9 protein-coding genes and 1 pseudogene are annotated in these 16,947 nt (G+C 59.6%); 6 read left to right on the top strand and 4 right to left on the bottom strand.

Annotated features, from left to right (window positions below; all coding sequences use genetic code 11):
- The 6 genes and pseudogenes from ACVWXW_RS07290 to ACVWXW_RS07265 all read left to right on the top strand — a co-directional run.
- Positions 1-1,588, top strand: a 1,588-nt coding sequence (locus ACVWXW_RS07290; protein ID WP_457403369.1) for a pentapeptide repeat-containing protein, incomplete at its 5' end; no start/stop codon positions are given.
- Between the two features lie 352 nt (positions 1,589-1,940).
- Positions 1,941-2,948 (top strand): annotated as a pseudogene (locus tag ACVWXW_RS07285) (AAA family ATPase); the annotation flags it as partial.
- Between the two features lie 341 nt (positions 2,949-3,289).
- Entirely contained in the window at positions 3,290-3,679 is a 390-nt protein-coding gene (locus ACVWXW_RS07280; RefSeq protein ID WP_457403367.1) for a hypothetical protein, read from the top strand.
- Positions 3,680-3,868: 189 nt separating this feature from the next.
- Positions 3,869-4,105, top strand: a complete 237-nt coding sequence (locus tag ACVWXW_RS07275) for a gas vesicle protein GvpG (RefSeq protein ID WP_011433717.1) — start codon at positions 3,869-3,871, stop codon at positions 4,103-4,105.
- Between the two features lie 107 nt (positions 4,106-4,212).
- Positions 4,213-4,818 carry a DUF3727 domain-containing protein gene (locus ACVWXW_RS07270; RefSeq protein ID WP_011433718.1) on the top strand — a complete coding sequence of 202 codons (606 nt, stop codon included), beginning with the start codon at positions 4,213-4,215 and terminating at the stop codon, positions 4,816-4,818.
- 522 nt (positions 4,819-5,340) lie between these two features.
- Positions 5,341-7,170 (top strand): Rqc2 family fibronectin-binding protein, encoded by a 1,830-nt coding sequence (locus tag ACVWXW_RS07265; RefSeq protein ID WP_457403366.1) that lies wholly within the window; start codon positions 5,341-5,343, stop codon positions 7,168-7,170.
- A 47-nt stretch (positions 7,171-7,217) separates the two neighbouring features.
- On the opposite strand, the gene ACVWXW_RS07260 is transcribed toward ACVWXW_RS07265, so the two are convergent.
- The 4 genes from ACVWXW_RS07260 to ACVWXW_RS07245 all read right to left on the bottom strand — a co-directional run bounded on the left by ACVWXW_RS07260 (position 7,218) and on the right by ACVWXW_RS07245 (position 16,902).
- Complete coding sequence (locus tag ACVWXW_RS07260) at positions 7,218-12,050, bottom strand: alpha-2-macroglobulin family protein (RefSeq protein ID WP_457403365.1); 4,833 nt, start codon at positions 12,048-12,050, stop codon at positions 7,218-7,220.
- A 72-nt stretch (positions 12,051-12,122) separates the two neighbouring features.
- A complete protein-coding gene (locus ACVWXW_RS07255) occupies positions 12,123-13,349 on the bottom strand; it encodes a type II secretion system F family protein (protein WP_457403363.1) in 1,227 nt (408 codons plus the stop codon).
- A gap of 197 nt (positions 13,350-13,546) precedes the next feature.
- Positions 13,547-14,689: a type IV pilus twitching motility protein PilT gene (locus ACVWXW_RS07250; RefSeq protein WP_414383847.1), complete on the bottom strand. Its 1,143-nt coding sequence runs from the start codon at positions 14,687-14,689 to the stop codon at positions 13,547-13,549.
- A gap of 131 nt (positions 14,690-14,820) precedes the next feature.
- A complete protein-coding gene (locus ACVWXW_RS07245) occupies positions 14,821-16,902 on the bottom strand; it encodes a GspE/PulE family protein (protein ID WP_457403362.1) in 2,082 nt (693 codons plus the stop codon).
- Between the last annotated feature and the right edge of the window lie 45 nt (positions 16,903-16,947).

Here is a 16,947-nt window from a genome sequence, read left to right as displayed (position 1 = left end):
GCTGGCGAACCTGCGCAGAGTTCTCGTCTCTTCTGAGACACAGCTGGATCCCAAGTGGCGCTTGGTGTGGGAGCTCGTCAACGGCCGTGCTCAGGAAAAAAAACTGAACCACGTTGACTTGAGCAGGGCTATTCTAGAGCGGGCCGACCTGAGGGGAAGAGACCTGACGCGAGCAAATCTCAAAGGGGCGAGGCTGGCCGCGGCCAACTTGAGAGGAGCCAACCTCAGCCAAGCCAACCTCAGCGAGGCCAACTTGGAGGGGGCCGACTTGACTCAGGCCAACCTGCGCGGAGCCAAGCTGGAGCTGGCGAACCTGCGCAGAGTTCTCGTCTCTTCTGAGACACAGCTGGATCCCAAGTGGCGCTTGGTGTGGGAGCTCGTCAACGGCCGTGCTCAGGCAAGAAACCTGATCTATGCCGACCTGAGCAGGGCCAATTTGAGCCAGGCTGACTTGAGCGGAGTCAAGCTTACAGGGGCGAGCTTGGTGGAGGCTGACCTGAGAGGAACTAACCTCAGCGGGGCAAATTTGAGGTGGGCAGAGTTGGGCAAAGCCAATCTGAGTCAGGCGGACTTGAGAGGCGCCAACCTCAGCCAGACCAATCTGAATAAGGCAAACCTGGAGGGAACCAACCTCTGTGGAGCCAGCCTGATCAAGGCTGAACTGGTCAGGGCCAAACTGGTGGGGGCCAAATTGGTCGGCGCCAAGCTCATTGGAGCCAACTTGAGCAAGGCCAGCTTAGTTGGCACCGACCTGAGGGAGGCTAACCTCATCGGCACCAACCTCAGCGAGGCCAAGCTGGGCAGGTCGGGTTTGAACTTGCTTGATGTCAATGCTCCCAGCTCTCTGCGCTACCTGAGCCAAACGGACTTGAGCGGGGCAGATCTGAGGAAAGCCAACCTGAGCCGGGCAGACCTTAGCCAAGTCAAGCTCATCGGAGCTAACCTAAGCCGAGCTTCCCTAAGCAGAGCCGATCTCAGCGGGGCTGACCTGAGCGCAGCTAGCCTCAACAAGGCCAAGCTAGGAGAAGCCAACCTAACCCAGACCAAGCTGGGCAGAGCCAAGTTACGTAACGCTTACCTCAGCGGTGCCGACCTCAGCGGGGCCAACCTGAGGGGGGCAGATCTGAAATTGGCCAACCTGCGACGCTCTATTCTTTCTCCAGAAACTCAGCTCGATGCCAAGTGGCATCTTGTGTGGGAACTGGTCAATGGTCGGCCCGACAACAGAAACCTGGAGGGAGCCGACTTAAGCGGAGCTAACTTGAACTGGATCGACTTGGGCGGAGTCAAGCTGGTCGGCGCCAATTTAAGCGGGGCCAACCTTATTGGAGCCAATCTCAGCGGGGCCGATCTCAGCCGAGCCAATCTCAGCGGGGCCGATCTCAGTTGGGCTGACCTGAGCTATGCCAACTTGGAAGGCTCCAACCTGGATCATGCCACTGTAGAAGGCGCAAACCTCAAAGGCGCAAGACTTGATTTCAAGTGGAAATGGATCTGGCTGTCCCTCTGGCTTAAAGGTTTGGCGAGCATCTGGTTTGACCACCGCGATACCCTCTACCTACCTCCCCCAACTCCTGCAAAACGCTAGCGGGATCCCCTAGCTGACAACCCATGCTACTTGCCCCTAGCCGGCAGCTAAACTGCGGGGAGTCAACAGGAGAGGCGCTGTACTTAAGGGATCCCTTGACGACAGAGCATTAGCCCTAACTCGTTTTGCCCATCTCCAAGATCATCTCCGCCATACTTATGCCTTGCACCTCTGGAACCCCTATTTACAGGCACCGGATTTCTTTCCTTTATTCAAAAGCGGCACGGCCTATCCTGCCACTCTTGAGCTGCCGCCGCTTCAAGCCAATAAGAATGGGCAAAGCCACATTCACCTGGTGATTGGCGAAATCGCTGAAGAGGGGTCAACCGAGGTTGTCTGTACTTCCAGCGGTAAAGTCAGCGAAGGGGATATTGATCTCGTTTTGGAAGAGAAAAAACAATACATCCGCCAAACTGAAATCCTGGAGTTTTACAATCCCTCTGAGACTCTACAAAACGTCGGTGGCCTGGAAAACCTCAAAGCCTGGATTAGGGGGCGCCGCAACAGCTTCAGTGTTCAGGCCCATGCCTATGGCCTGCCGAGTCCCAAAGGAGTTTTGCTGGTTGGCATTCAGGGCACCGGCAAATCCCTATGTGCCAAAACCATCGCCCGCGAGTGGCGGATGCCTCTGCTCAAGCTGGATGTGGGACGATTGTTTGGAGGCATTGTCGGCGAAAGTGAAAGCCGCGTGCGCCAGATGATCCAAATTGCCGAGGCGATGGCTCCTTGTGTTTTGTGGATCGACGAGCTGGACAAAGCCTTTGGCGGTGTCAACAGCGAATTTTCCGGCGATTCGGGCACCAGCAAGCGCGTCTTCGGCAGCCTGATTACGTGGATGCAGGAAAAAACCAAACCCGTTTTTATTGTCGCCACTGCCAATAATGTCCGCGTCTTGCCCGCTGAGCTGCTTCGCAAGGGGAGGTTTGATGAAATTTTCTTTGTTAACTTACCCAACCAAAAGGAGCGGGAAGAGATTTTTCGAGTCCATGTCCAACGGCTACGGTCCAACCGAGTACGAGACTTCTCCTATACTGAGCTGGCCATGGCTGCAGAAGATTTCAGCGGGGCGGAAATTGAACAGACCATTTACGATGCCATGCACATGGCCTTTAATCAGGATCCACCCCGCGAGTTCACCCAAGAAGATATCCTGACCGCCATTCGCCAAACGGTTCCTCTAGCTGCCATCGCTCGTGACCAAATTCAAAGCTTGAAAGAATGGGCTGCCGAGTCAGGAGCACGTACCGCTTCCCAAGATCAAAAGTTGATTCAGGAGCTACGGACCATCGTCCAGAAGAGAGGGTTAGGCTACATTGAAGTTGATAGCCCCCCATCCTTTTCCTCTCCACCTCCTGCCTAAGCTGTTTTGGTCGGCTCGTTCCGAGTTGTGGCAGCTCCGTGGAAGTAGGCTTGCAAGCATTTTTTCCTGCAAGACGCGGAAAAACTCCGGTTGCCGCTCCGCTTGAATTTGCTGCCTGTGGATTAGCCCCTGTTAAATCCGTCCGGGGAAGCCGCCGATTGATCTGAGCTGCTCAGGTGGCCCCTTGTTGGATTAACTTCCGGCAGCTCCCAGGCAGGGCACTGGGATCGGATCCCGCACGTTAGCGTGCAGGACCGATGGTTTTGCACTTTTCGTATCCTTGACTACAGATTTTTTGGTAGGATTGATCGTGTAGAGGTACTGGTATGTAGAGCAGCCTTATGAGTGCAATCGCTGAAATGAGGGGGACAAGTCTCCTGGCCCGCCATCGCCAAAACATAGCAGCCTCCCTGGCCCGTCGTTTGGAAGCAGCTAGGGCGGCCAACAACACCCGCTTGATGGAGCTGCTGAAACAAGAAGAGCGGCAGCTGGCAGCCGAGTACGGCGGCAGGGATCCCTTCTCTTCAGCGCTCTTCAGAGGACTGCGCCACCTTTGGCAGAGCCTGAAGGCAGTCTTGGCGGCCTGCGATGAACTGCGGGTGCGGCAGTGGGTAGATGGCAGCGGCATGGTCTGGTGGTCTGTCCAAGACCCAATCACGGGAGAGCGCCTGTGTACCCATTCCGAGGGGGAGCTCATGGAGTGGATCGAGAAGCACCAGCGAGAGAATTAGTCTTCGCGGCTAGGACTTGCCTGAGCACCAATAGCCAGTGTTTCCCCTGGCGCTTCGTGCGTGTCCCAGTCTTTCCAGCTTGGGGAGGAAGGGAACAAAAAGTTTCACGGCTAGGCCGGGGCAATGGCCACCTGAGAATCCAAATTGATAGGATTACGAAGACTCATCATCTGCTTTAGGGGCCCTGGGATGGTTTGGCAATTGTTGACTTGGCCGGCCCAAAGTTTGCTTTGGCTAGCAGAGCAGATCCAAGAACGCGCCGAAGCACAGCTGGATAGCAAAGAAAACCTGCAAAAAGAACTTACGGCCCTGCAAATTCAGCTAGATTTGGGAGAAATTGACGAAGAAACCTACGCCCGCCGAGAAGAGGAGATTTTATTGGCTCTGGAAGCCTTAACCCAAGCAGAAGGAGAAGCCGAAGCATAGAGTTCTGCCGGTGGGCCTGGAAGGGATCCCTCAGCATTGCAGGGGGGCAGAACATGGGAGAATGAGCTTCTGTACACCCCCGTCTTTCCTACCCTGGGCTGTTTTCAATGACTGAATCCCATGAAACCTTGGTGCTCCGCGACGAGCAAAACCAGCCTCTCAAGTGCGAGATCCTGCGTCAGGTGGTCATCGACGAGCAGACCTATGCTCTGGTGACTCCCGTTGATGCTGTGATCAAAGTGCTGGTTTGGGAAGGGGAAGAAGAACCCAGCCAAGCGGTGAACGGCGATGCCAACATGGAAGGGATCCTGGACGAGCCGGATCCCGAAGAGCTACAGGCTACCCTGCCCACCATCCAGGCTGTCTTGGGGGAGTTGAACCTCACCTTGCAGCAAAATGGCTTCGACATCCTCACGGTTCAGGGGGAATTGCCCCCAGTCGAAGAGGAAGATGTGTTCGAGCTGGGCGAGAGCGAGGAAGATGCCCAGGAGTTTCAACTGCTAGCTACCTTTTTCTACCAAGAGAAGAAATACGGCATCTTTACCCCCCTCGATCCCGTTTTGCTCTACGCCGCTCTGCCTGACGAAGGGGATCCCTACCTGCTCACCCCCGATGAGCCGCCAGAGCTTTTTGATCAGCTCTATGCCCTGCTGCTGGATCTCGATGAGGAATGGGAAGACGGAGATGACGAAGAAGATGAAGACGAAGATTAGGCGGTCAACCCCTTCTGTTCTGCCGAGTTGGATACTCCTGCCCAGCCAGTCGCCTCGGCGGTGCGGAGCACCATAGGGATAGAGGTGGTGAAACTACCCGGTAAAACTTGCCCAGAGTTTTTCACCAGCCACTCCAGACCCGTCTCAACATCTGTCGGGGGCGTCGGATCTGCGGGCCAAGGGTCAGAATAAGCCAGCCTCAGACCAGCCGCCTGAGCATTGCGTAGCGAAGGAGCATGACTCTAGTCAATAATAAGCTCAACTATACTGAAAATAATGTATAATATGTTCAGTACGGATTACTACCAGTTGACCTTTCTGTTTACTTTCGAGTCTGCCAACATGGTAGCCAAAGCAAAGCAGAAAATTGGTAGTAAGACGACACGGAAACTGCGCTTTGGGTATTCTACTCAAAGCTTTGCGGGATACCGCCATTCTGTTTGGAAACAAACAGAATGCTATCGCTGCATAGTTGAACAGTGATGTTCAGCAGTGTTCAGCGTAAATGTATCAGCAACAGGGATGCAGCCGGTTGATTTAACCACCCTGCGCGCTGTGCTCGCCGATCTAACCCAGGCTAAGACAGGTCGGGATCCATTGTTGCCTGCCCGCGTGGAATGGATCCAACAGACCGATCTGTGGACGGTGGTCATTGGCTTGCGCACCCTCACTGCCCGCCCCTGCTTGCTGTTGTGCTGGCATCCTCAGGCGGCCCGTCTCCACCTCTGTCAGCCTCCTCCCAAAGAGCCGGATGGCTTTCAATTTAGCCAGTTCCTCCAACGGCACCTGAAGGGTTTGGCTCTGACGGAGCTGGCTCTGCTGGAGGATTGGGAACGGGTGATTGACTTGCGCTTTGCCCCTCGGCCCGGGGATCCCCCTCATCGCCATCTCTACCTAGAGGTGATGGGCAAGTACAGCAACGCCATTTTGGTGGACGAGGCGGGCATGATCTTGGCCAGTGGTCATGGGGTGAGCGAGCGCCAATCGCGGATCCGTCCGGTACAACCGGGCCTGCCCTATGAAGCCCCCCCGGCCCTAACCGACCCGATCCCGCAGCGATCCGAGCCCTTTTCCTGGTGGCAAGAGCGCGTCGCCCTGATCCCTGGCCCCATCGGCCAACGGCTGTTGCGCTGTTATCGCGGCCTCAGTCGGCATTTGGTGGAAGCGATGTGCCATCAGGCTGGGATCCCGCCGCAAACCTCCACCGATCACCTCTCTGCCCGCGATTGGCAGGCACTGTTTGCCAGGTGGCAAGACTGGTTAACCCGTCTGGAAACAGGCCAGTTTGACCCAGCTCCCACTCCCCAGGGATACACCGTTCTCGGCTGGGCAAGCGGTGCCGTTCCCGTTAGCGGGACGGAGTCCCTGCAACAACCTTCTCGACTCAATCTGCACCAACTTCTGGAAGGCTACTACCAGGCTCAGCTTAACCGCGAACAGTTTGAGCGAGAGCGCCACCGTCTGCTGCAAAGGGTATCCACCCTGCTGAAAAAGCTCTATCAGCGGCGAGAGCAATTTGAGGCAATGCTGGCCGACTCCACCCAAGCGGAAGCCTCCAAGCAGGCTGCCGACTTGTTGATGGCGCACCTCCACCTTTGGCGGCCAGGGCTGCACCACATCGAGCTGCCGGATTTTGCCAGCGGCCAGACGGTCAAGATCCCTCTCGACCCCGAAAAAAATGCCATTCTCAATGCCCAAGCCTACTACCGCAAGCACCGCAAACAAAAACGGGCCCAGGATGCCCTCCGACCTTTACAAGAGGCGCTCGGCCAAGAGATCCTCTACCTCGAGCAGGTGGAAGCCTCTCTACAGCAGCTGGAAACCTATCGGGATCCCCAAGACTTAACCACCCTCAAGGAAATTGAGACCGAGCTGATTGAACAGCGCTACTTGGAGAGTCCCACTCGCAACAGCGGGACAGAGTCTCTGCGGGCGAGCTCAAAACATGCCTCACCGGCAACCTTCAACCCCCACCGCTTTACCAGCCCCAGTGGCTTCTCCATTTGGGTGGGGCGCAACAACCTGCAAAATGATCAGCTCACCTTTCGCGTGGCTCAGGAACACGATTGGTGGTTTCATGCCCAAGAGATCCCCGGCAGTCATGTGCTGCTGCGCTTGCCCCCCGGCGCTGTGGCAGAAAGCGAAGATCTGCAGGCGGCTGCTGATTTGGCGGCCCATTTCAGCCGCGGTCGCCTCAGCGAACAGGTGCCGGTAGTCTACACTCGCCCGAAACTGGTGTTCAAACCCAAGGGATCCCCGCCCGGCATGGTCGTTTACAAACAGGAGCAGGTGCTTTGGGGGCGGCCCAGCCATGCGCAGCTGCTCATTGCGTCAGCCCTTGGGCCACACTGACGCAACTGGTTACTTTGTTTCTGGCCAAGTGGGCAGGTTCGAGGCATTCAAGGGAGAACTTCGAGGGAGTAAGCGGCGCTGCGGCCATAGCGGCTGGGGTCGTACATTTCTTCTGCCAAAGCAGGAGCCACCTGGAATTGGCCGGGGATCTCCGGACGGAAGAGATAGACAAACTCATGGCGACCCTGCTTGAGCTCGGTGCTGAAAAAGGCCACGCGGTCATCCCGATTCTCTTGGCGGGTCCAAAACCAGTCCCACCAGTAGTCTGGGGCCAAGCCGGTGAACTCTCGCGGATCCTGGGAGGTGATCTCGGCGCCGCTGGGCAGGGGATCCTCGACCACCACGTAGTGGCTGTCCCGCTCGGCTTCCACCGTCAACCGGGCCAGGAGGATTTCTCCGGCCCTTACTGTGTCGCCAGGGCGCAGCGGCTGCTCTCGGTAGCGGATCTCCCCGTTGGGTTGGAGCTGGGGCTGTAGGCGGAAGTAGCTGCGGCTCACCGCAAAGCCTTGGGCTTGAGAGGGCAGAGGGTTGGGGACGAAGGCTTCTCCCCTCAAGCTGTAGTAAAGGGGGCCGGGGCCGGACTTTTCCAGGCGCAGGCTGCTCAGGTTCCCCACTTCTGCGTCAGCCCAATCCAGCCCATAGCGGGGATCCGCAGGGCCGGCCTGCCAGCGACCGAGAAGGGATCCGGTTGTCCCATCCAACACCCGCACCTCGCCGGGGCCGGGAAGCTGCTGCTGCTGGGCCTGGTAGTAGGCAGATAGGCCGAGGAGAGCATCGGCGGTGGCTTTGGTGGTGCGCCAGCGGTTGTTTTGCCGCTGCTGGAGAAGGGCCTCGGCAATCTGGGCAGCCCGGTCATCCTGCAAGCGAACGGCCAATTGCAAAAGCGGGCCGGCCACCTCCATGTCGTCGTAGGTGGAGCGCTCTTGGGTCGCACGAGTTGGAGCAGCCGGGATAAACCAGCGCCCTTGGGGATCCTGTTGCCGCCGCTCCAGAACCTCATCCAGGGCTGCCTGGGCAAGATCCCTCTGGCCCAGTTGCAGGGCAGCCAGGCCATGGTAGGCCAGGCCAAAGGTGGAGAGCCGCTCCGGCGGCGGCAGGTCGGCAGTCACCAAGGCGGGATCCCAGAGGGCCAGGCTGTAGGCGACAAAAGCCTGTAGATCCGGGGAGAGGGCTTGGGGCTGGGCCAGTTGAGCGGCCAGATAGTCCTGAGCAGCCAGATAGTCCAAGGCCTGCCGCACCCGCCACTCTTTGAGGGCATAGCCAGCAGCTTGGGCAAGGTGATACCCCTGCAGGATGTATCCGGTCAGATAGGGGTTGCTCCGGTCATAGGCCCACCAGCCCCAGCCCCCATCGAAGTTCTGGGATCCCTCCAGTCGCTGCAAGCCGGATCGAAGCACTCGAGGCAGCCGCTCCAGGGTTTGAGAGCGCAGGTTCAAGCCCAACTGCTCGCTGACTTGGGTGACGGCTAGGGCGGGCAAGAAGCGACTCAGGGTTTGCTCGGTGCAGCCGTAGGGGAACTTCACCAGGTAATCCAGCGGCCCCAGCAGGGTTGCTGCCGGGCTAGCGGCCAGTTCCAGGTGAAGCTGCCGGGATCCCGGCACCCAGGTGGCGGGCCAATCCAGCGGCAACTCCAGACTGCCAGACTCCCCTTCACGCAAGCCAGACGGGGTTCCCAGTTGGCCCACTTGGGAGAAGCGATGCGCCGCCCCAAAGGGCTGGCTGGGGATCCGCAGTTGCAACGCATCTTTCAGCCCATTCCCTTCCGCCCAGACCCGCAGAGAGGTATCTCCGGCCCCCAGAACCTGGAGAGGCCATTCCACCCGCCCTGCTCCTTGGGCCGGCACGGTGAGGCGTTGTCGTTCCGGGCCTTGCAATTTCAAGATCCCACCGGCAGGAACAGGAACTTCCAGCCGCACCTCCACCGCTTGGGCTTGACCCGTGCGGTTTTGCACAATGGCCGCCAAGGTGAGCTGATCCCCCACCCGGAAAAAGCGGGGAGCGGCCAAGCGCACCAACAGGTCTTTGCTAACCGAGACTGTGGCAAGAGCGGATCCCACCTGGGTGTCGGCAGTGGCGGCGCGGGCGGTCAAGCGCCAGGTGGTGAGGTTGTCGGGCCAGCGCACCTGCACCTGAGCCAGGCCATCGGCATCGGTGACCAGATCCGGAAACCAGGCGGCGGTATCGCGAAAGTCTTCCCGCACTTGGCCGGCCAGCTTGTCGGCACCGCCGGGATATTGCTGAGGGAAAGAGGTAGTGGTGGTAACTTGGTTGTACTGGCGCCCATAGAAGAAGCGGCGAATATCCGGGGTGAAGTCGGGTCGCAATAGGTAGAGGGCATTGTCTACAATCCCTAGGCCCACCTCGGCGCTCACCGGCTGCCCTTGGGCATCGCGGGTGCGGATTTGGATTTGGGCGGTCTCGCCCGGTCGATAGTTGGGCTTATCGGTCTGCAGCTCCACCTGCAAAAAGCGATCCAAGGGGGAGACCCGCAGCAGAGCCTCGCTTCGGTACAGCCGCCGCTCTGGGCCGATGGCAGTGGCAGTGACGTAGAGATTGGGACGATAGTCGCCGCGGATGGGCAGCCGCAGCGTGGCCGTATGCCCCTGGAGACGCAGCACCTGCACCTGGTGCAGCCGGGATCCCTCAATGCCCACCAGCACCGCCACATCCGGCAGCGGCGAGACTATCAGGATCTGGGCCTCTTCCCCCACCTGGTAGATCTGCCGATCCGCCACCACTTCCAGGCTGGGCAGGGATCCCCAACTTTGTAGGGGGCTGCCCGGCTCCACCACCCAGAGATAGTCCACCTCCTGCACCCGTTCGCGCCAGCGGTGCGGAGCACTTTGACGGCGGGGATCCCATGCCGTCAACCGCACCCGGTAGTCTCCCGGCTCCAGGTCGGCGGGCAGGTGGAGGTCGAGGCTGCCTTCCCCGTTGACAATCTGAAAAGGCTGCCGCAGCAGGGTACCTTGCCGTTGGTAGGTGTTGCTCTTGGGATCCCAGCGCCAGCGCTCCAGGCTCAGCTCTCCGGTGGCGCTGACGGGGCGGCCATCGTAATCGCGGGCTTGCAGCCGGTAGGTGAGGGTATTCCCCGGAGCCGGCAGATGGCGGTTCACTTCCGCAAACAGAGCAAATTCGCCAGCCGTGACCCAGGCCCGCGCCGATCCTGTTACCGTCCGGCGGCTGATATCGGTCACCTCCACCTCGATGCGCAGTTGCTGCACCTCTTGGGGGCCCCAGTAGCTGTCTTCTTCCCAGTCCAGATCGGCCAACAGGCGGGGTAGGTGAAAGACGGCACGCCCCTGGGCATCCGTCACCCCTTCTCCTTCCGCCACCAACTGGCCGTAGCCGCCGTAGTAGCCCTGCTCCTCTCCCAGGTCGTCGGCGAAATAGTCTTCCTCGGCAGAACGGGGCAACAGCCCATAGCGCAGGCTCCAGTCGGGGCTGCTGTAAACTCGGTAGCGGAGCTGGGCAGCGGCCACCGGCGCGCCGAAAAGATACTCGGCCTCCACCTGCACCTTCAGGGATCCCCCCCGCACCAGCCAAGGTCGGTCGGGCACCACCGCCACCTCAAACTCCGGCTTGCGGTAGGCTTCCACCTGAAAAGAGGTGTATTCGCGGCTGGATCCCTGCGGCCCTGACACCTGCCACTCCAGGCCGTAGCTGCCCAGGGACGCTTCTTCTGGCAGTTGAAACTCCCCATGGACACTGCCAAAAGCATTGGTGGCCAGGGTTTGTTCGCTCAACACATCCCCGTTGGGGGCCGTAAGGGTCAGTTGCACTGCTTGTCCTGGGGGGGGCGGCGTGAGGCGGGTTTGCTCTCGCACCAGGGCGCGGAAATAGACGGTTTGGCCAGGGCGGTAGAGGGGACGATCGGTGTAGGCGTAGATCCGGTGGGGCTGGTTCCAGCCATAGGCATAGCTGCGGGACAAAGCCTGCAGGGTGTTGTCGGCACTGCGGCCATAGACCACCAGGGAAGAACCCTCTCTCGCCGGCAGGCCAAAGCGGGCCAGCCCCTCTGCATCGGTGGTGGCCGTCAGGGGATCCCCCCACTCCCCGAAAACTTGGATCTGGATCCCCGACAGGGGGCGCAGCTCCCGCAGGTGCACCGCCTGCACCACCAACTGGCTGGCATCCTGCTTCTGGATGAGGCCGAGATCGCTCACCAAAAACCAATGGTCGAAACGGGGCAAAGGTGCAGCCGTTTGCGCCAGCGGCTCCCGGCCCTCCGCCTCCACCCAATAGGCCCCCGGCGGCAGGATCCCCAGCTCCACAGTTTGGGCTGCCCACCCCTCTCCTGGCCGTCGCGGTACCGGCTGCTGCCAACTGCGCACAAGCTCCCGCCGCAGGGTGGGATACAGAGCCGGATCCAGGGAGCCATAGCCAGCATCCGCCAAATCCCGCAAGAGAGGGGATCCCTGCAGCTCTGTCAGGGAAAAGCGATAGAGGCTAAGCTGCACCGAGCCCAGGCTGGTGGCCCGCCACTGCAGCCGCGCCGGTTCTGCGGTCGTAAACACCTGGCTGGTGCTGTAGAGATGGAGGCCGGGGGGGACAAGCTGAGGGCGCAAGGTGGGGATCCGAACCGTTGCCCCCTCCCGCACCAGAACGGATCCCTGGCTGCCCACCGTTTCCAGGCCGGATCCCTGCACCGTCACCTGGTATTCCCCAACAGGCAATCGATCCAAGCGATATTCGCCATCTGCGGTCAAGCTGGCGCTGCGCGTGGCCGGGCCGGCGGCGATCACCCGGACGCTCTCCAGAGCTACCCCTGCCGGCAGCTCCACCCGTCCCGCCAGGGATCCCGTCGGCTGTTCGGAAAGCAGAACCGCCAGCCCTACCCCCAAAAACAGCACCAGGGCCGCTAACCATCGCCTCAGCATGGGATCCCTCTCCTTTGTTGCTCCTACCCTGTGCCCTGGCCGCCCTGGGGGTTCAAGGGTCAGCCCAATCCACTACTTCACCAGCTCGAACACGTTGAACATGGGCAGGTACATGGCCACGATAATGCAGCCCACCATACCGCCCAGGATCACGATCATCAACGGCTCCAGCAGGCTGGTGAGGGCGCGTACCGCCTCCTCCACCTCCAGCTCGTAGAAATCCGCCGTCTTCATCAGCATCGCGTCCAGCTCCCCTGTCTCTTCCCCCACGCTGATCATCTGAATGGCCATGACTGGGAAGACCTTGGCCTTGTCCAGAGCAGGGGCAATCTGCCCTCCCTCTGAGATGGATTGGCGGGCGGCGTCAATGGCGTTGGCCACCACCTGGTTGCCGGAAGTGTCGCGCACGATCTCCAGAGAAGTCAGCACCGGCACCCCAGAGCGGGTCAAGGCCCCAAACGTGCGGCAAAAACGGGCCACCGCCGACTTCTGAATCAGATCTCCAAAAATGGGGAGCTTGAGGGCCAGAGCGTCGATGGTTTCTTTGCCGGCGGGGGTGCGGTAAAAGCGCCGGAAAGCAAAATAGACGGCCCCTAGAAAGCCCACCAGCCCCAAGCTGTACTGGGGCGTGCGCAGGAACTTGCTGATGTTGATGAAAAACTGGGTAAAGGCGGGCAGCTCCCCACCCAAGTCGTTGTAGATGCTCTCAAACGTGGGCAAGATGAACAGCACCATGCCCAAGAAAATCAAGACAGCCAAGATCGTCACCACCACCGGGTAGGTCATGGCTGACTTGATCTGCTTCTGCAGGCGATCCATGTCCTCCAGCAGCTTGGCCAGGCGGTTGAGCACTTCGTCCAGCACGCCGCCCACCTCCCCCGCCTGCACCATGCTGCAGTAGAGGCCGTCGAAGGCGTCGGGATAAGGGCGGATGGAGTCGGAGAGGTTTTTCCCCGCCTCCACCTCCGCTCGGATAGCCCGCAGGTACTTTTTGAGTTTGGGGTTGCCGGTTTGCTCCTCCATGATGGTGAGAGAGCGCACCATCGACACGCCGGCGTTGATCAAGGCAGCAAATTGCCGGGAGAACACTGCCTTGTCGCGAATGTCGATGGATCCCAGCATTGAGAAATCGAAAGACGTATCCAAGGAGAAAAAGGGCTTTTCTTCCTGAATGTCCTCCTGTTTGGCGAAAATCCCATCTCGGCGCAGCCGTGCGCGGGCCTCGGTCAAGTTGTTGGCCACCACCGTCAGGCGTACCGGCTGACCGGCCTTTAACCCCCGAACCTTGTAGCGCGGCATGGCTGTACCCCCGGCTAGATCGCTCTAAATAACGAAATGGCTTTAAATGTTTCGCAGGTGCAAAAGAGAAGTCAGCCCAAACCTTGGGCCGATCAACGATCTCTCAGCTAGAGCTTAGCCACAAATTGAGGCAGCGGCTAGAGATCGGCAATGAACCCTCACCCCGGGATCCCAGCACTGCCTGGTGGCAACGAGGTTTAGCGACGGGCGGCAACTGCTGGTGGCCGCTGTTGCTGGGCAGCCGCGGCTGGCGAGGGCCCGGTAACGTTGCCCAAAAGCCGTTGCAACTCCTCGGGGCGAGAGGTCTTAGACATGGCCGTATCGAAGTCGATCTTGCCCTGTAGGTAAAGGTTAGCCAGATCTTGCTCCAGCGTTTTCATGCCCTGCTTGCCCCCCGTCTGGATAGCCGAGTAGATCTGGGCAGTTTTGCCCTCCCGAATCAGGTTGGCAATGGCCGGCGTCACCACCATGATTTCCTGCACCAGCACCCGTCCAGGCTCTCCTGGCTTGGGATTGAGGCGGCGGGCCAGAGTTTGGGAGAAGACGGCCTTGAGGGAGTTGGAGAGCTGCACGCGAATCTGCTGCTGCTGCTCGGGCGGAAACACATCCACCAAGCGATCCACCGTCTGGGCGGCAGAACTGGTGTGTACCGTGGCAAAGCAGAGGTGGCCCGTCTCGGCGGCGGTAATGGCCAACTGGATGGTCTCCAGATCCCGCATCTCCCCGATCAGGATCACATCCGGATCCTCCCGCATCGCTGCCCGCAGGGCATTGGCAAAACTCTTGGTGTCTTCCCCCAGTTGCCGCTGGTGGATGATGCTGCGAATGGGGGTGTAGATATACTCAATGGGATCCTCGATGGTGAGGATGTGCTCGGCCCGTTCGCGGTTGATCATGTCGATCATGGAAGCCAGCGTAGTCGATTTGCCAGATCCCGTTGGGCCGGTTACCAGCACCAAGCCCCGCGGCAGGCGAGCTGCTTCCTTACACACATCCGGCAGGCCCAGCTTGTCGATGTTGGGGATCTCAGAAGCCAGGGCCCGCATGGCGCAAGCATAGGTGCCGCGATCGCGGTAGACGTTCACGCGGAAGCGCCCGATCCCGCGCACCCCATAGGAGCAGTCCAATTCCCAGTTTTGCTCCAGCTGCTTGCGCTGGTTGTTGTTCAGCATGCTGAAGATCAACCGCTGCACCTCCTCTGCCGAGAGAGGCTCATGCTCTGTCGGCTCAAGGTGACCATTGATGCGGAAGTAGGGGGGCAAACCCGCCGAGATATGAATGTCGGAACCGCCCTTTTGGACGATTGCTTCCATGAGGTCTTCGATCATCAGTTGGGGCATAGGGTTGGGTTCTCCAAAGGCGAGTAGAACTGTCTATCAAAAGAGCCGCCGGCCAAAGCCATGTGAGAAAGGCAACTGTATAGGACTGTTATAGTCGGCACCCCAACATCGTCAAGTGCCAAGCCGACTTCCTAAAACTTCGGGGTCAGGCAATAGGGGCAGTCCATCCAGTCCACATGCAAGGCCGCGCCACAGTTGCGGCAGGTGCTGAGAGCCTTGGCACGGGCCTTCAGCTCGCTTTCCAGACCCTTGTCGGTGAGGGTCACCCGATCCACCTCCTCCAGCGTGGTGAGGCCCTGCTTCACCAGCATCAAACTGTAGGCCAGCAGGGTTTTCATGCCACTTTCCACCGCCGCTTCTTTGATCACCTCCGTGGGGGCCTCTTTGTTGATCAAGTCCGCAAGGCGGTCGTTCATGCGCATGAACTCGTATACCCCTACCCGACCTTTGTAGCCCACACCCCCACACTTCTCGCAGATGGGCTTGCCGGTGGCCTTGCGCTGCTCCACTTCTTTGGGGGAGAGCTTGTTGGCTTTGTAGAAGGTGAGCTGCTCGCCGTCGCCACTGAGGGTAAGGCCATAGCGGGCCAGCTCCTCCGGCGTGGGGTGGTAGGGGATCCGACATTCGGTACACACTCGGCGCATCAAGCGCTGAGCCAGCACCCCCAGCAACGAGCTGGAGATCATAAATGGCTCGATCCCCATCTCCGTCAGACGGGCAATGGCGCCAGGGGCATCGTTGGTGTGCAGCGTGGTCAACACCAAGTGGCCCGTGAGGGAGGCTTCGATGGCGGTTTTGGCCGTCTCGTGGTCGCGGGTTTCCCCCACCAGGATGACATCCGGGTCTTGCCGCAAGAAGGCCCGCAGGATCATGGCAAAGTCCATGCCCTTTTCTCGGATCACCTGCACCTGAGTGATCCCCGGCAGCGAGTATTCAATGGGATCCTCGGCGGTGCTGATGTTGATGCCCGGGTCGTTCACCTCCGCCAGAGCTGAGTAGAGGGTGGTGGTTTTCCCGGATCCCGTTGGCCCGGTCACCAAGATTAGGCCAAAGGGTCGCCTGACAATCTCCTTGAAGCTTTCCAAGGTCTCTGGGTCGGTGATCAGCTTATCCAGCCCCAGTTGGGTGGCGGAGTTGTCCAGGATCCGCAGCACGATCTTCTCCCCGTAGCGGGAGGGCAGGGTGCTAACCCGGAAGTCTACCTTGCGTCCCTTGAAGACCCGCCGAATCCGCCCATCCTGGGGCAGGCGCCGCTCGGCAATATTCAGGTTGGAGATGATTTTAAAGCGGGCAGTGAGGGCGGGGACGATCTTCTTGGGAAAGTTTTCAAAAGCCTGCCGCAACACCCCATCTTTGCGGAAGCGGATGCGCAAGTATTCTTCTTGCGGCTCGATGTGGATGTCGGACGCCCCATCCTGCAGGGCTTTGATCAGGATCTGGTTGGCCAGTTTAATAATCGGGGCATCATCTGCCGATTTGAGCTGCTGCTCCAGGGATCCCTCGCTGGCCTCATCGGCAGCCACATCCTCAATAGCATCCAGATCGATTTCGGCAGTGTTGACCACCACCTCTTCTTCCTGTTGGGCAGCAGCCGCCTGTTGGGCAGCAGCCGCGTCGTTGATCCCCTTGATGGCCAGCAGCTCCGCCTGCGCATCCATGTAGCGGTTGATCAGGGTCTCGAAATCCCGCTGGGTGAAGACCCGCCGCTGCAGCTTCAGCCCCTGGATGCGGAAGCGCCGTTGAATGTCGTCCAGTGCCTGCAGGTTGTCTGGCTTGACCATCGCCACCGTCACTTGGTTATCCTGGCGGCGAATGGGCAAGAACTTGTAGCGGTTGCAGATGTCGAGGGGCAAGATCGAGTCGATCAGCCCAATCATCTCGGAGATCTCCACTGGCTCCAGGTCGACATCCAGGGAGGGGATCCCGTAGATGATTTTCAGTTCAAAGAGCTGCTGCCGTTTGTAAGCCCGCTCCAGGTCAGGGGTGATCTCTTTGCCCACGATATCCTTGACCACCAGAGCCAGGGCCTTGCTGTTGCCCTCTCGATCCGCTTTGAGGGCGTTTTGGATGTCCTGGATTTGCTTATCATCGGCAAAGCCCAGCTCCTTTAACTTGCGGCCAAAGGGGGTAATGCTGACGTTGGCGATGGCCAGAGCTTTGCTGGCAGCGCCGGCGCGGCGCGAGGTAAAGGGAGGGGAAGGAAGATCGCTCATGCTGGCGGGTCACCCACAATGCCTCTATTTCACTGCACTTGGCTG

Source organism: Thermostichus sp. MS-CIW-30, from assembly GCF_054058015.1.
This window is presented reverse-complemented; position numbering and strand designations above follow the sequence as displayed.

Bases quoted from the DNA above. Each gene is read 5' to 3' on its own strand.
- ACVWXW_RS07250 (WP_414383847.1), bottom strand. From the start codon at position 14,689: ATGCCCCAACTGATGATCGAAGACCTCATGGAAGCAATCGTCCAAAAG.
- ACVWXW_RS07255 (WP_457403363.1), bottom strand. From the start codon at position 13,349: ATGCCGCGCTACAAGGTTCGGGGGTTAAAGGCCGGTCAGCCGGTACGC.
- ACVWXW_RS07260 (WP_457403365.1), bottom strand. From the start codon at position 12,050: ATGCTGAGGCGATGGTTAGCGGCCCTGGTGCTGTTTTTGGGGGTAGGG.
- ACVWXW_RS07275 (WP_011433717.1), top strand. From the start codon at position 3,869: ATGGTTTGGCAATTGTTGACTTGGCCGGCCCAAAGTTTGCTTTGGCTA.
- ACVWXW_RS07245 (WP_457403362.1), bottom strand. From the start codon at position 16,902: ATGAGCGATCTTCCTTCCCCTCCCTTTACCTCGCGCCGCGCCGGCGCT.
- ACVWXW_RS07270 (WP_011433718.1), top strand. From the start codon at position 4,213: ATGACTGAATCCCATGAAACCTTGGTGCTCCGCGACGAGCAAAACCAG.
- ACVWXW_RS07265 (WP_457403366.1), top strand. From the start codon at position 5,341: ATGCAGCCGGTTGATTTAACCACCCTGCGCGCTGTGCTCGCCGATCTA.
- ACVWXW_RS07280 (WP_457403367.1), top strand. From the start codon at position 3,290: ATGAGTGCAATCGCTGAAATGAGGGGGACAAGTCTCCTGGCCCGCCAT.